Origin of the sequence: Streptomyces sp. WAC07094 (assembly GCF_036320405.1) — a bacterium.
Classification (GTDB): domain Bacteria; phylum Actinomycetota; class Actinomycetes; order Streptomycetales; family Streptomycetaceae; genus Streptomyces; species Streptomyces lannensis.
Map to the genome: position 1 here is coordinate 5,094,994 of NZ_JAVMJZ010000001.1, position 14,266 is coordinate 5,109,259.

Consider the following 14,266-nt stretch of genomic DNA (forward strand, 5'->3'; position numbering starts at 1 on the left):
CCGCCGGGCTACACCGTCTGGTGCGCCAGCAGCGCCACCGCCGCGATCAGTACGGCGACAAGTACGATCAGTGCCGTAGGATTCAGCCCCGACCAGGGGTTTTCCTGCTGGAGCCGCTGTCGGCTGGCACGGCATACGGGGCAGCGACCCTCATTGACGGGCGCCGCACAGTTCGCGCACACCAATCGGTCGTACGTCATGCGCCTCGCCCTCCTTGTGCCGCTTTCACGTACACAACGTTTCCGGGAACGCAACCGTTCCCACTCCACTGTGCCAGGTTCCGTGAATTTCGGCGCGGGACCCTGATGGACTGGGCCCGGAAGCGCTCCCCCAGGGGCGGTTCCGTCCCTTTTGCGGTCATCGGCGGTCCATGCGCCGCTCGCGCGTTCCGCCGCACTCCTTCCACGGCGCTCCTCGCACCGGTGAGGGACAAAAGGTGCGACTCTCGTGCAACCCAGACCGGCGACTGCGCTTGCACACCTGCTTCGCGTATGGTCACGGTCACCTACCCCAACGGCCAGTGGTGCATCCGTGATCCGATTCGACAACGTGTCCAAGGTCTACCCCAAGCAGAACCGCCCCGCCCTCCGGGATGTGTCCCTGGAGGTCGAGAAGGGCGAGTTCGTGTTCCTCGTGGGATCCTCCGGCTCCGGAAAGTCCACTTTCCTGCGGCTCGTCCTCCGCGAGGAGCGGTGCAGCACCGGGCAGGTGCATGTGCTGGGCAAGGATCTCGCCCGCCTCTCCAACTGGAAGGTGCCCCAGATGCGCCGGCAGCTGGGGACCGTGTTCCAGGACTTCCGCCTTCTGCCGAACAAGACGGTCGCCGAGAACGTGGCCTTCGCCCAGGAGGTCATCGGCAAGTCGCGCGGTGAGATCCGCAAGTCGGTGCCCCAGGTGCTCGATCTCGTCGGGCTCGGCGGCAAGGAGGAGCGCATGCCCGGTGAGCTCTCGGGTGGTGAGCAGCAGCGTGTGGCGATCGCCAGGGCCTTCGTCAACCGCCCCAAGCTGCTGATCGCGGACGAGCCCACCGGCAACCTCGACCCGCAGACCTCCGTCGGCATCATGAAACTGCTCGACCGGATCAACCGGACGGGCACGACCGTGGTGATGGCGACCCACGACCAGAACATCGTGGACCAGATGCGCAAGCGCGTCATCGAGCTCGAGAAGGGCCGCCTCGTCCGCGACCAGGCGCGCGGCGTCTACGGCTATCAGCACTGAGATCCACGGAAAGGCTTGAGCAGACGCCATGCGCGCCCAGTTCGTTCTGTCGGAGATCGGTGTCGGTCTCCGCCGCAATCTGACGATGACCTTCGCGGTGATCGTCTCGGTCGCCCTCTCCCTGGCCCTCTTCGGTGGCTCACTCCTGATGAGCGACCAGGTGAACCAGATGAAGGGCTACTGGTACGACAAGGTCAACGTCTCCGTCTTCCTCTGCAACAAGAGCGACGCGGAGTCCGACCCCAACTGCTCCAAGGGCGCGGTCACCGAGGAGCAGAAGAAGCAGATCATCGGTGACCTGGACAAGATGACCACCGTCGTCCAGAAGGTCACCTACGAGTCGCAGGACGAGGCCTACAAGCACTACAAGGAGCAGTTCGGCGACTCGCCGCTGGCCAGTTCGCTGACCCCGGACCAGATGCAGGAGTCGTACCGCATCAAGCTGAAGAACCCGGAGCAGTACCAGGTCATCGCGAGCGCCTTCAACGGCCGCGACGGCGTGCAGTCGGTGCAGGACCAGAAGGGCATCCTCGACAACCTCTTCGGGTTGCTCAACGGCATGAACTGGGCCGCACGCGCGGTCATGGCGATGATGCTGGTGGTCGCGCTGATGCTGATCGTCAACACGGTGCGTGTCTCCGCGTTCAGCCGGCGCCGGGAAACCGGCATCATGCGCCTGGTCGGCGCATCCGGCTTCTACATCCAGGCGCCGTTCATCATGGAGGCCGCGGTCGCCGGGCTCATCGGAGGCACGGTCGCCTGCGGATTCCTGGTGGTCGCCCGGTACTTCATCATCGACCACGGTCTTGATCTGTCCCACAAGCTGAATCTGATCAACTTCATCGGCTGGGACGCGGTGTTGACCAAGCTGCCGCTGATACTCGCCACGAGCCTGTTGATGCCGGCGCTTGCCGCATTCTTCGCGTTGCGCAAGTACCTGAAGGTGTGACGCACGACAACGGGGCGGTACGGGCAACGGCCGGTACCGCCCCGCGGGTTGTCCTAGACTCACCCGCATGTCAGGCCGTGACCCGTTCTGTCAGCCCCGCCGCATCCGCCGCGGGGCGGCCCTGACGTTGGTCTTCGCGAGCGTCCTCGTGGCGGGCGCGGCGACCGGCTCGTTCGACGAGTCCGTCGGCAAGTCCGCCGCCGCCGGGTCCGACACCCTGACCGCCGAGGACGACACCGTGACGGAGGCGGCGGCCAGGGCGATGGCGGACGGCAAGTCCCCCATGGAGGCGGCCGAACGGGCCGTGAGCCGCAGCGGCGACCGCTGGAGCGCCGTCTACTCCCAGGGCGAGTACCAGGAGTTCGAAGAAGCCCTCGACGGCCAGTACACGGGCGTCGGGCTGTCCGCACGGCGCGAGCGGGACGGCAGGATCGAGGTGACCCGGGTCCAGCCCGGCTCGCCCGCGGCAGTCGCCGGTATCCGCACGGGCGACCGGCTGCGCAGCGTCGACGGCAAGGGCGTGGACGGCAGGCCGGTGACCGAGGTGGTCGCCCTCCTGCGCGGCGACGCCGACGAGGCACAGGCCGGTACCCGGGTCCGGCTCGGCCTGCAGCGTGGCGCGCACCGCTGGGACCGGGAGCTGCGCCGGGCCCGGCTGTCCACGGACTCGGTGTCGGTGAGCCGGCTCACCGACCGGGTCGTCGTGATCAGGATCGCCGCCTTCACCAAGGGGTCGGGCGACCTCGTCCGCAGAACCGTCGCCGAGGCGCCCAAGGGCGCCGGGATCGTCCTGGACCTGCGCGGCAACTCCGGTGGCCTGGTCACCGAGGCGGTCACCGCAGCTTCGGCCTTCCTCGACGGGGGCCTCGTCGCGACGTACGACGTCAACGGCGACCAGCGCGCCCTGCACGCCGACCCCGGCGCCGACACCACCAGACCTCTGGTCGCGCTCGTCGACGGCGGCACGATGAGCGCGGCGGAACTGCTCACCGGTGCCCTCCAGGACCGCGGCCGGGCCGTCGTCGTGGGCACCCGCACCTTCGGCAAGGGCTCGGTCCAGATGCCGAGCCGCCTCCCCGACGGCTCCGTCGCGGAGCTGACCGTCGGGCACTACCGCACCCCTTCCGGCCGCGGCGTCGACGGCCACGGGATCACTCCCGATCTCGTGACCGACCGCGAGGTGCTCAAGCGGGCCGAGACGGTGCTCAGCGGTCTGGGAGACCCTTCGTAGCGAGCCCGGCGCTCCCGGTAATGCGCTTTCCTCCACGGCCCTCCGTAGTGCGAAAATGGTGGGCACTATGGCTAAGGAAAAAGGGCGCAAGCTGATCGCGCAGAACAAGAAGGCGCGGCACGACTACCACATCCTCGACACCTACGAGGCCGGTCTCGTCCTCATGGGCACCGAGGTGAAGTCGCTGCGCCAGGGGCGGGCCTCGCTGGTGGACGGCTTCGTGCAGCTGGACGGGCACGAGGCGTGGCTGCACAACGTGCATGTGCCGGAGTACAGCCAGGGCACCTGGACCAACCACAGTGCCCGCCGCAGGCGCAAGCTGCTGCTGCACCGCGACGAGATCGACAAGCTGGAGTCGAAGTCGCAGGAGACGGGTCACACGATCGTGCCCCTCGCCCTGTACTTCAAGGACGGCCGCGCCAAGATCGAGATCGCGCTGGCGAAGGGCAAGAAGGAGTACGACAAGCGGCAGACGCTGCGCGAGAAGCAGGACCGTCGCGAGACGGATCGGGCGATCTCGGCGGTCAGGCGCCGGCAGCAGGCCTGAGCCGGGGAATGACCGGGTCCCGCGCGCGGTTGAACCTGTAGTCACGGCGGGGTGACCGCCGGGAATACGCTGGCATCGGGGTGCGTCGATCACGTACGATGGCGGCTGCACCGCACAGCCGGTGCGAGGATTGAAAAATCAACATGGGGATGATCGGTTTCGACAGCGGTTGTCGAAGCAGGGGAAGCGTGTCGAGGAAGCGGCCATGATCTCGTAAACCACAGGCCGAAAAAAATAATCGCCAATACCAAGCGCGATTCCTCCCAGCAGGCCTTCGCCCTCGCTGCCTGATAAGGCAGCAGAGCGAGCCTCCTAAACAGGGAGTGTCAGCCCGGGGCTGTTCCCGACCCGGATCCTGGCATCAGCTAGGGGACTAAACCTTGATCCCGGTCACGGGGTGAAGAGGGAAACCAAACAGTGACTGAGCCCGTCGGAGACTTGTCCGCGTGATCTCCGGGGCTGAGAAAAGCGAAGCGGACTGCACACGGAGAAGCCCTGGTTCCGCACCGTTGGACGCGGGTTCGATTCCCGCCATCTCCACTTACCCCATGTGGGCAAGGCCTCGCTGTTCCCGGACAGCGGGGCCTTTGTCGTCGCAGCAGCCTGTGGAGCGAGCCTGTGGAGCGGGGGAAGCGCCACCCGCTCCACAGGCGGCGTTGATGACCGGCCGTGCGCGGCCGTCCCCGACCCCACACCCCCGCCCGCGTCCGGTACGTGGACCTCAGCGCAGGCTGAACGTCGACAGGCGAAGATCTCCGTGCAGGACGAGGTACACGTCCCGGCGCCCCTTCGCCGCGGCCGTCAGCGGCGCCTTCACCGTCTCGTAGGCGTAGGGCGACGACGTGCCCTCGAAGTGCGCCGTGCCGGCGAGTGTGCCGGTGGGGGAGCCGAGGCGGACCTCCACCGTGCCCGCCGCACCGGCGACGCGCGCTGCGAACCCGTCCCGTCCCGGCCCCAGGAGCGTGTCCGCGAACTTCAGCCACGACCCCTCCGCCGTCGCCCGCACCGCCGTTCCACGCGCCTTCGACTCGTCCACCAGGCTGATCCCCCGGTAGTCGTCGAAGTTCTCCGCCCGGGTCGTCCGGGAGAGGTCACGGGGCGGGATGATCTCCCCCCGCACCTTCAGCGACGTCCGTGCACGGATGTCCGCCGACGACGAGCCCACCATCACGTCGTACGCCGCCGTCTCGACGACCCACTTCGAGCGTGTGACGTCCCAGTGCGCGAGGTCCGGGGTGCGCAGTGCCAGCCGGACCGTCTTCGTCCCGCCCGGCTTCAGCGACACCCTCGAGTACGCCTTGAGCTGCTTCAGCGGCTGCTGGTCGCGGGAGGTGCGCTGGTGGACGTAGAGCTGCACCACCTCGTCGCCGGTCCGCCGGCCCGTGTTCGTCACCGCCACCTCGTAGCCGTCGGGGACCCGCTTCAGCTCGCCGTAGCGGAAGGACGTGTACGACAGCCCGTACCCGAAGGGGTACAGCGGCTTCCCCTCGAAGTACTGGTACGTGCGGTCGGACTTGATGATGTCGTAGTCCAGGATCGACGGCAGGTCGGACTCCGAGCGGTACCAGGTCTGGGTGAGCCTGCCCGCCGGGTTCGCGTCGCCGTACAGCACGTCGGCGAGGGCGTGGCCCGTCTCCTGACCCGCGTGGGACGTCCACAGCAGGGCGGGCACCTCCTTCTGCAGGGCGCCCAGAGTGGTGGGATAGCTGTTCTCGACGATCACGACCGTCCGGGGGTTGGCCGCGCGCACCGCCCTGACCAGGGTCTCCTGCGACGGGGCAAGAGCCATGTCGGTCCGGTCGTGGGCCTCGCGCCCGTTGATCGCGGGCATCGAGCCGACCACGACGACCGCCGTGTCCTTGCCCTTCACCGCCGCCACCGCCTCGGCGGTGCCGTCGCGCACGACGTCCTTGGCGTAGTGCGCGGCCTTGTCCTTGCCGACCAGGCCGAGGGTGCCGTCGGTGCCGGCCGGGCCCAGGTAGACCGGGCTCGTCCACCAGGACTCGCCGGTCTCGTAGCCCGCGTAGCGCAGCAGGTACGTGCCGTCGCTCTGCCGCTCGAGCGCGAACTGCTGCTGCACGAACCATCCGTTCGGCTGTGCCTGGTCGTTGACGAAGCCCGACCCGTTGTAGCCCACGTACTTGCCGTTCGCGGCCGAGCGCAGGGTCACGATCCCCGAGCCCCAGTCGAACACGTCGAACCGTGTGCCGGCCCCGGAATCCGCCGTCTCCCTCAGGGCCGCGCCGGCGTCACCGTTCCCCGCCGTCACGTACCGGCCGGTCGCGGTGTCCTTCAGCGCGATCCGGTCCACCCCCTCGCTGCCGGCCACCGGAGCGCCGAGCTCGGCCGCGACGCCGTCCTTGGGAGTCACCGCGTACGGCAGGGTGCCGGAGTACCAGTCGGTGTAGAGGGTGCCGGAGAGCGGGCCCACCACCGCGGCGCTCCCGGACTTCCGCAGCGGCAGCGTCCCGTCGTTCCTCAGCAGCACGGTCGCCTCGGTCGCCGCTCTGCGCGCCAGCGTCCGGTGGGCCGTGCTGTTGATGACGGACGCGTCGATGCCACCGTACGGGCCGCCGCCCGGGTCGAACTCGCCGAGCCGGACCCGGATGGCCAGGATGTGCCCGACGGCCTCGTCGATGTCCTTCTCCTTCAACAGGCCTGTGGACAGAGCCGACTTGATCGCTGCCGTGGTCGGTCCCGGGTCCGTGTCGTTGTCCGTGAAGCTGTCGATGCCCGCCTTCAGCGCGGCCGCGTCCGCCTCGGCCTGGGTGCCGTAGTACTTCTGGCTGCCGGTCAGGTTCCCCGGCGCGAAGGCGTCCGTCACGTTCAGCAGATCCCGTGAGGTCCAGCTGCGCACGGTGTCGTCGAGGGCCGGGTTCACCGTGTTCGGCCGGCCGTTGACGAGGTTGTACGAGGACATCACCCCGGTCGCCGCGTCTGCCTCGATCGCGGGCTTGAAGGCCTGCTCGTCGTACTCCTTCAGCACGCGCGGGCGCAGGTCGGAGGACGTGGTGTCCCGCCGCACCTCGTTGTTGTCGGCGAGGAAGTGCTTGAGCGTGGGCGCCGTCTTGAGGTGGTCGGGGTCGCCGCCGGTCAGACCGGTGCCGTATGCGGTGGAGAGGGACCCGGTGAGGTAGGGGTCCTCGGAGTAGCCCTCCTCGTTGCGGCCCCAGCGGGGGTCGCGCAACAGGTTCACCACCGGCGCCCACAGATTGAGGCCCCAGCCGGCCGGGCGCTCCTGCTGGAAGCCGCGCGCCTCGTCGCCGACCGCCGAGCCGACCTGCCGGATCAGCGCCGGATCCCAGGTGGAGGCCAGCCCGATCGCCTGTGGGAACACGGTCGTCCTGCCGAGCCACGCCACTCCGTGCAGGGCTTCGGTGCCGGTGCGGAACGCCTGGATGCCGAGCCGTGGGACGGCCGGCTCGTACTGGTGGAGCAGGGAGATCTTCTCGTCCGGGGTGAGGCGGGAGAGCAGGTCCTCGACGCGCCGGTCGACGGGCAGGCGCGGGTCGCGGAAGGGATGTGCAGGGCCGTCGGCGTGCGTGGGTGCGGTGGCGCCGAGCCCCGCGATCAGGGCGAGCGTCACGACGAGGGTGGTTCTGCGTCTTCCTGTGGTGCCTTTCATCTCAGGGCTCCTTCGAGTAGGGCCGTGCAGGTGAGGGGTCTCAGGACGCGTTGCGTGGTGCGGTGCTGGCCCGGTCCGTCAGGCGCGGCGGCAGGAGCGTCGCCTCGGGGACGGCCGTGCCGTCCAGCTTCTTCGTCAGCAGTTCCACGGCCCGTGCGCCCAGCTCGGCGGACGGCAGGGCGACCGAGGTGACCGGGACGCGCAGGGACTCGGCCAGCTCGTCGGGACAGATCGCGATGACCGACAGATCGCCCGGGACACGCAGTCCCAGCTGCTCGAAGGCCTCGATCAGCGGCTCCAGGACCGCCTCGTTGTGGACGACGACCCCGGTCAGCGCGGGCTGTTCGCTCAGCAGGCGTTCGGCGACCCGGCGGGCGGCACCCGGCGCCGCCTCGCACGGACGGACGCAGGACGACATCCCGTTGCGGTCGGCGGCTGCCGTGAACCCCTGCACCACCCGCTGGGCGAACGCGGTCTCCCGCACATAGACCTCCGGCGGCGAGCCGACCAGCGCCACGACCCGGTGGCCGAGCCGGGCGAGCCGCTCCACGCACAGCTCGCCCGCCGCCCTGAAGTCGAGGTCGATGCAGGTGAGACCGTCGGGCTCCTGTGGGAACCCGATCATCACCGAGGGCCGGTCGAGTGACCGCAGCAACGGCAGCCGGGGGTCGCGCAGCTGGACGTCCATGACGATCAGGGCGTCCACAAGCGCCGTGTCCGCGACGCGGCGGAGCCCCTCCTCGCCCTCCTCCTGGGTGAGCAGCAGCACGTCGTGGTCGTGACCGCGTGCCGTGGTCACCACCGACACCGCGAACTGCATCACCACCGGGACATGGATGCCGGCCCGCAGGGGGACGACCAGCGCGAGGACGTTCGACCTGCTGCTGGCCAGCGCCCGCGCGCCGGCGTGCGGGCGGTAGCCCAATTCGCGGATGGACGACTCGATGCGCTGCCGGGTCATCTGCGAGATGGGGCGCTTGCCGCTCAGCGCGTACGAGACGGTGCTGGGCGACACACCCGCGTGCCGCGCCACATCCGTGATCTTCACCATGGTCAGCCCAGTTCCAGGGAGAGGAACCCGGTGCCCGCGGCCGCCCGTACGACACGGTCCCCGCAGGCCAGCGCCCAGGGGGCCGCCGGATCACTGCTGGAGGCCCGCAGTGTGTCACCCTCCCGGACGACGGTGAAGGTCACGTCCCCGACCGGCACCGTCACCCGTGCCCCGCGCCCGAGGCCGTAGGCATGCAGGGTGACCCCGTCCGCGTAGGGGTAGTCGGGCCGGTCGTCCACCGCGCCCATCGGGATCACCGCACCGGGCCTCACCAGCAGCGGCATGCTGGAGAAACCGTGCCGTTCGCGGACCCAGAGCGGCCCGGTGACCGTCCGCCCGTCGAGCAGATGGGTCCACTCGCCCTCGGGCACGTAGTACGAGACGTCCCCCTCGTCGCTGAAGACGGGCGCGACCAGCAGGTCGGAACCGAGCATGTACTGCCGCTCCAGATGCGCGCACCCGGGGTCGTCCGGGAACTCCAGCACCATCGCCCGCATCATCGGCACACCGTCGGTGTGCGCGGTGCGCGCGGTCTCGTACAGATACGGCATCAGGCGCAGCTTCAGCCGGGTGAACAGGCGAAGGACGTCGACGGCCTCCTCGTCGAAGAGCCAGGGCACCCGGTAGGAGGAGGAGCCGTGCAGCCGGCTGTGCGAGGACATCAGCCCGAAGGCGAGCCATCGTTTGAACAGGGCCGCGGTGGGCGTGCCCTCGAAGCCGCCGATGTCATGGCTCCAGAACCCGAAGCCGGACATGCCGAGACTGAGCCCGCCGCGCAGCGACTCGGCCATCGACTCGTACGTGGCCTCGCAGTCGCCGCCCCAGTGGACGGGGAAGTGCTGGCTGCCCGCCGTGGCCGAGCGGGCGAAGACGACGGCCTCGCCCTCTCCGCGGTGCTTGCGCAGCACATCGAAGACGGTGCGGTTGTACAGGTACGTGTAGTAGTTGTGCATCCGCTCGGGGTCCGAGCCGTCCGCGTACGCCACGTCCACCGGGATGCGCTCGCCGAAGTCGGTCTTGAAGCAGTCCACGCCCTGCGCCAGCAGTGCCTCCAGTTTGGCGGCGTACCAGTCGCGCGCGGCCGGGCTGGTGAAGTCGACGAGTGCCATGCCCGGTTGCCACAGGTCCCACTGCCACACACTGCCGTCCGGGCGGCGCAGCAGATGGCCGAGGGCCTTGCCCTCGGCGAAGAGCGGCGAGCGCTGGGCGATGTACGGGTTGATCCAGACGCAGATGTGCAGGCCCTTGTCCTTGAGCCGGGACAGCATGCCTTCGGGGTCCGGGAACACGCGCGGATCCCACCGGAAGTCGCACCAGTTGAACTCGCGCATCCAGAAGCAGTCGAAGTGGAAGACGGACAGCGGAAGTTCGCGCTCCTTCATGCCGTCGATGAAGGAGGTGACGGTGCCCTCGTCGTAGGAGGTGGTGAAGGACGTGGACAGCCACAGGCCGAAGGACCAGGCGGGCGGCAGGGCGGGGCGGCCGGTGAGGGCCGTGTACTTGCGCAGGATCTCCTTCGGAGTGGGGCCGTAGACGACGTAGTACGTCAGCTGCTGGCCCTCCACGCTGAACTGGACCCGGGACACCGCCTCCGAGCCGACCTCGAAGGACACCTTGCCCGGATGGTCGACGAAGACCCCGTAGCCGGCGTCCGTCAGATAGAACGGGACGTTCTTGTAGGCCTGTTCGGTCGCCGTGCCGCCGTCGGCGTTCCACATGTCGACGACCTGGCCGTTCTTCCGCAGCGGCCCGAAGCGTTCGCCGAGGCCGTACACCGAGGCCCCGACGCCGAGATTCAGCTGTTCGCGCAGATAGTGGGCGCCGCCGGGGTCCCGCATGATGCCCATGCCCTTGGGCCCGCTGGTGGTCAGGGTGTGTCCGTGGGCCAGGAAGTCGATCTGCCAGCGGCCGGTGCGGGCGACCCGTACCGACAGGGCGCCCGAGGTGAGGGTGGCGTGGTCCTCGTCGTACTCCGTGTGCGGTGTGAAGCCGTCCTCCCCCCGTACCTCGAAACGGGGGCCGCGGGGCTGCTCGCCCTCGAAGTGGGTGAAGGTGACGCCGATGACGTCCGGCATCGGCGCGTGCGCGCTGATCGTCACGACCGGTCCCTTCAACAGGTCGCCGCGGTGGCGGATGGGCTGCGTCGGCGCGTGGATCTCCAGTGCCCCCGGGGAGGCGGTCACATCGAGGACCTCCACCGGGTGGGCCGCGGTGACGCCTTCGCGCAGCAGCCAGTAGCCGTCGGTGAACTTCAAGCGCGTACCCCCTACTTGACGGCACCCACGGCGATGCCGCGGGTGAGAGTCCGCTGGAAGACGAGGAAGAAGACGAGTGCGGGCAGGACGCCCAGCAGGGCCGCCGCATTGGTCATCGTGGCGTCCATCAGCCGCTGGCCCTGGAGCACGCCGAGCGCCACCGACACCGTCTGGTTGTCGTTGGAGATCAGCATGACCAGCGGGAGCAGGAACTCGTTCCACGTCCAGATGAAGAAGAAGACGAGCAGCACGCCGATGGTGGGGCGGCTGACCGGGACCACGATGCGCCACAGCACCTGCCACCGGTTCGCCCCGTCGATCCGGGCCGCCTCGATGATCTCGCGCGGGAACTGCCCGAGGACGGAGGAGAGCAGATAGGTGCCGAAGGCGGACTGGATCACCGTGAAGACGATGATCACGCTCAGCCGTGTGTCATAGAGGCCGACCTGCTTGCTGAGGTAGTACAGCGGATAGACCAGCGCCTCCTGCGGCAGCACGTTGGCCAGCACGAAGAACGCCAGCACCCAGGTGCGGCCCCTGATGCGGCCGATGCCGATCGCATAGGCGTTGAGGATCGACAGAACCGCGGCGAGAACCGCGACACAGCCGCTGATCAGTACCGAGTTGAGGAGCTTCTGGCTGTAGTCCACGCGCTGCCAGAAGTCCTCGAGACCGTCGACGTAGAAACCCCCCGGCAGGCTCAGCGGGCCGTGCTGGGAGTATTCGGCGGGCGACTTGAAGGCGTTGACCGCGACGATGAGGAACGGCAGCACCATGAACAGGGCCGCCAGGCAGAGGGCGACGAGCACGGGGTAGCGGCGTAGGGCGGTGGTCATGCGCGGACCCCTTCCTCGGCGTCCTCGGCGCGGGTCTGAAGCCTCAGGCCCACCAGGGAGAGCAGCAGGATGATCACGGTCAGCACGGTGGAGATCGCGGCGCCGTAACCGACCTGGGTCTTCTCGAAGAACGTGGTGAAGGAGAAGTACGACGGGACGTCGGTCGCGCCGCCCGGGCCGCCCTTGGTCAGCACATAGACCGCCCCGAAGACCTTGAGCGCGGCGATCGTGCACCAGGTCAGCACCACCGAGATCTCGGGCCTGATCTGCGGCAGCGTGATGTGCCAGAAGCGGCGCCACCAGCCCGCGCCGTCCAGTTCGGCCGCCTCGTACAGTTGCGGGTCGACGCGCTGGAGACCCGCCATGAAGACGACGAGCGGGAAGCCGATCTGCACCCACACCATCACCCCCATGACGCTGTAGAGGGCGATGTCCGGGTCACCGAGCCAGTCCTGCTGCCAGGAGCCGAGCCCGATCGCCTTCAGCAGCGCGTTCAGGGCGCCGTTGTCGGGTGCGAGGATCCAGCTCCAGACGATGCCGGCGACCGCGATGGGCAGCACCTGCGGGAGGTAGAAGCAGGCGCGGAGCACGGCGGCGATCTTCGTGCCGAAATGCTTGCCGATGTAGTCGAACAGCGCCGCGGCCAGGACGAGTCCGACCACCGTCGGTACGACGGCCATGGCGACGACCATGAACAGGCTGTGCCGGAAGGACGCCCAGAACTCGCTGTCGTCCATCAGCTCGCGGTAGTTGGCGAGCCCGGACCACTTCGGCGAGCCGACGCCGCTCCACTCGGTGAAGCTCACGCCCGTGTTCATCAGGAACGGGACGACTACCACGACGAGGAAGGTGAGCACGCCGGGGAGCAGGAAGAGGGCGTACGAGGTGCGCGGGCGGCGCGGGCCGGTGTGCGGCTGTTTGCCGACGGCCCGCGCGCCCCGTTCGACGGTGACCGTCATTGCTGCGGCACGCCCTTGTCGTACGCCTGCTGCACATGGTCGAGGAAGTCGTCCGGCTTCTCGCTGCCCGTGATCAGCTTCTGTGTCTCGGAGACGAGGACGTCGTAGAAGCCGGGGACGGGCCAGTCGGGGTAGAAGGCCAGGCCGTCACGGTCGGACAGGGTGTTGAAGTTCGAGATGAGGGTCCCCGCCTGCGGGTCCGTGATGGCGGACGCGTCTGCGGCGACGGGCACACCGCCCTTGTTGCCCAGCAGGTTCTGGATCTTCTTCGACATGGTGATGTCGATGAAGTCGTAGGCGAGGTCCTTGTTCTTCGCGCCCTTGGGGACGACCCACAGGTTGCCGCCGGAGCCGAGGGTCAGGTTCGAGCCGGGCCACAGCACGGTGCCCCAGTCGAACTTGTTCTCCGCCTTGAAGCGGCCGTACCACCAGCTCCCGCTGAACAGGATGGGGTTCTTGCCCTGGATGAAGGCGACGCCGGCGTCCTCGGCCTTGGCGCCGCTGGACGTCTTGCCGATGTAGCCCTTCTTCACCCAGTCGGCGAAGGTGGTGGCGCCGTACGTCCAGGCGGCGTCGTGGAAGTCGGGCTTGCCCTGGTAGAGCTCGTAGGAGTCGACCCAGGAGCGGTCGGCCTTGGACAGGGCCAGCTGGTAGAGGTACTGCTGGGCCGGGTACTCGGCGCCGGCGTTGGCGAGCGGGGTGACGCCCTTGGCGACGAAGGTGTCCATGGCGGCCGTGAGGTCGTCGAACGTCTTCGGCTCGGCGATGCCGTACTTCTTGAAGAGGTCCTTGTTGTAGAAGACCATGGTGTATTCGGCGTAATTGGGTATTCCGTACCACTTCCCGGACCCCATGACGCCGTTCGCGTCGTACCGGCTGGTGGTCTTGACGCCCGCGCTGAGCATCTTGTCCCAGCCGTGCTCGGTGACCTCGGGGGTCAGATCGGTGAGGAGCCCCTGCTTGGAGAGCAGGCCCGCCGTCGCGTTGCCCTTGTTGTACTCCATGAGATCGGGCGCGTCGGAGGAGTTGAGGACCATGGGCGCCGTCTTCTGGATCTGTTCGAAGCCCTTCTCCTCGAACTTCACCTTCACGCCCGGGTGTTTCGCCTCGAACTCCTTGATGGCCTCGTTCCAGGCGATGCCCATCGCGCTGTTCGGGGCCTCGTAGTGCCACAGTTTCAGCGTCTTGCCGTCGGAGGATCCGCTGTCCGAGCCGCCGCATGAGGCCAGGAGCAGGGATCCGGTCAGGACCGCCGCCGTCGCCACCACACGCCTTCGTGCCGTCAACATCCAGTGCCTCCAGGGGAGTCGGATGGGGGTCTGGGGTGCCACGCAACCGTCGTCGAATCGTTTCGATGCGTGACGTCGAAGCGCTTCGACGGGGGAAGGTATGTGGGGGCTTCGGGCGCGTCAATGGGCGGCGCACGAATCAGCGGAGATTCGCCGCGCCGCCGAGCGCCGTCGGGGAGTGCCGGCGGGAGTCCACGGGACGGTGAACACCCGGCCCGCACACCGTCGCGATCAGCGGGGCGGGGCCGCCGGGGGTGTCGTTACGCGAGGCCGGTGGTCGGTCGTCCGGGTGGGGAAGCGGCC

The 14,266-nt window shown here is 68.6% G+C and carries 11 protein-coding genes and 1 other RNA gene; 5 read left to right on the forward strand and 7 right to left on the reverse strand.

Features of this window, described 5'->3' with window-relative positions:
• Nucleotides 1-8: 8 nt before the first annotated feature.
• Nucleotides 9-200 carry a hypothetical protein gene (locus tag RCR19_RS22520; protein WP_331266763.1) on the reverse strand — a complete coding sequence of 64 codons (192 nt, stop codon included), beginning with the start codon at nucleotides 198-200 and terminating at the stop codon, nucleotides 9-11.
• Nucleotides 201-531: 331 nt separating this feature from the next.
• On the opposite strand from RCR19_RS22520, the gene ftsE reads away from it, so the two are divergent.
• From ftsE to ssrA, 5 genes are all read left to right on the forward strand, one after another.
• Nucleotides 532-1,221, forward strand: coding sequence for a cell division ATP-binding protein FtsE (gene ftsE / locus RCR19_RS22525; RefSeq protein WP_331266764.1), 690 nt, complete (start codon nucleotides 532-534; stop codon nucleotides 1,219-1,221).
• Nucleotides 1,222-1,249: 28 nt separating this feature from the next.
• Nucleotides 1,250-2,170, forward strand: a complete 921-nt coding sequence (gene ftsX, locus RCR19_RS22530) for a permease-like cell division protein FtsX (protein ID WP_059127797.1) — start codon at nucleotides 1,250-1,252, stop codon at nucleotides 2,168-2,170.
• A gap of 67 nt (nucleotides 2,171-2,237) precedes the next feature.
• The gene (locus RCR19_RS22535; RefSeq protein ID WP_331266765.1) at nucleotides 2,238-3,401 is read left to right on the forward strand and encodes a S41 family peptidase; all 1,164 of its coding nucleotides are present in this window, start codon (nucleotides 2,238-2,240) and stop codon (nucleotides 3,399-3,401) included.
• Between the two features lie 67 nt (nucleotides 3,402-3,468).
• Nucleotides 3,469-3,948: an SsrA-binding protein SmpB gene (smpB, locus tag RCR19_RS22540; RefSeq protein WP_059127799.1), complete on the forward strand. Its 480-nt coding sequence runs from the start codon at nucleotides 3,469-3,471 to the stop codon at nucleotides 3,946-3,948.
• Nucleotides 3,949-4,093: 145 nt separating this feature from the next.
• Nucleotides 4,094-4,491, forward strand: a transfer-messenger RNA (tmRNA) gene (gene ssrA / locus RCR19_RS22545).
• A 178-nt stretch (nucleotides 4,492-4,669) separates the two neighbouring features.
• Here ssrA and RCR19_RS22550 read toward each other — a convergent pair.
• The 6 genes from RCR19_RS22550 to RCR19_RS22575 are packed head-to-tail and all read right to left on the reverse strand — an operon-like array spanning nucleotide 4,670 to nucleotide 13,963.
• Nucleotides 4,670-7,573: a glycoside hydrolase family 3 C-terminal domain-containing protein gene (locus tag RCR19_RS22550; protein WP_331266766.1), complete on the reverse strand. Its 2,904-nt coding sequence runs from the start codon at nucleotides 7,571-7,573 to the stop codon at nucleotides 4,670-4,672.
• A gap of 40 nt (nucleotides 7,574-7,613) precedes the next feature.
• A complete protein-coding gene (locus RCR19_RS22555; protein WP_331266767.1) occupies nucleotides 7,614-8,624 on the reverse strand; it encodes a LacI family DNA-binding transcriptional regulator in 1,011 nt (336 codons plus the stop codon).
• A 2-nt stretch (nucleotides 8,625-8,626) separates the two neighbouring features.
• Nucleotides 8,627-10,879: an alpha-xylosidase gene (gene yicI, locus RCR19_RS22560; protein WP_331266768.1), complete on the reverse strand. Its 2,253-nt coding sequence runs from the start codon at nucleotides 10,877-10,879 to the stop codon at nucleotides 8,627-8,629.
• Nucleotides 10,880-10,890: 11 nt separating this feature from the next.
• Nucleotides 10,891-11,715 carry a carbohydrate ABC transporter permease gene (locus RCR19_RS22565; RefSeq protein ID WP_331266769.1) on the reverse strand — a complete coding sequence of 275 codons (825 nt, stop codon included), beginning with the start codon at nucleotides 11,713-11,715 and terminating at the stop codon, nucleotides 10,891-10,893.
• Nucleotides 11,712-12,674, reverse strand: coding sequence for a sugar ABC transporter permease (locus RCR19_RS22570; protein WP_331266770.1), 963 nt, complete (start codon nucleotides 12,672-12,674; stop codon nucleotides 11,712-11,714). Before RCR19_RS22570 ends, RCR19_RS22565 begins: the two co-directional genes overlap by 4 nt.
• Nucleotides 12,671-13,963 (reverse strand): extracellular solute-binding protein, encoded by a 1,293-nt coding sequence (locus RCR19_RS22575; protein WP_331266771.1) that lies wholly within the window; start codon nucleotides 13,961-13,963, stop codon nucleotides 12,671-12,673. The genes RCR19_RS22570 and RCR19_RS22575 overlap by 4 nt, the downstream gene beginning before the upstream one ends.
• Between the last annotated feature and the right edge of the window lie 303 nt (nucleotides 13,964-14,266).

Coding starts and splice junctions, on each gene's coding strand:
- RCR19_RS22520 (WP_331266763.1), bottom strand. CDS start 200: ATGACGTACGACCGATTGGTGTGCGCGAACTGTGCGGCGCCCGTCAAT.
- ftsX (WP_059127797.1), top strand. CDS start 1,250: ATGCGCGCCCAGTTCGTTCTGTCGGAGATCGGTGTCGGTCTCCGCCGC.
- RCR19_RS22535 (WP_331266765.1), top strand. CDS start 2,238: ATGTCAGGCCGTGACCCGTTCTGTCAGCCCCGCCGCATCCGCCGCGGG.
- smpB (WP_059127799.1), top strand. CDS start 3,469: ATGGCTAAGGAAAAAGGGCGCAAGCTGATCGCGCAGAACAAGAAGGCG.
- RCR19_RS22550 (WP_331266766.1), bottom strand. CDS start 7,573: ATGAAAGGCACCACAGGAAGACGCAGAACCACCCTCGTCGTGACGCTC.
- RCR19_RS22555 (WP_331266767.1), bottom strand. CDS start 8,624: ATGGTGAAGATCACGGATGTGGCGCGGCACGCGGGTGTGTCGCCCAGC.
- RCR19_RS22565 (WP_331266769.1), bottom strand. CDS start 11,715: ATGACCACCGCCCTACGCCGCTACCCCGTGCTCGTCGCCCTCTGCCTG.
- RCR19_RS22570 (WP_331266770.1), bottom strand. CDS start 12,674: ATGACGGTCACCGTCGAACGGGGCGCGCGGGCCGTCGGCAAACAGCCG.
- RCR19_RS22575 (WP_331266771.1), bottom strand. CDS start 13,963: ATGTTGACGGCACGAAGGCGTGTGGTGGCGACGGCGGCGGTCCTGACC.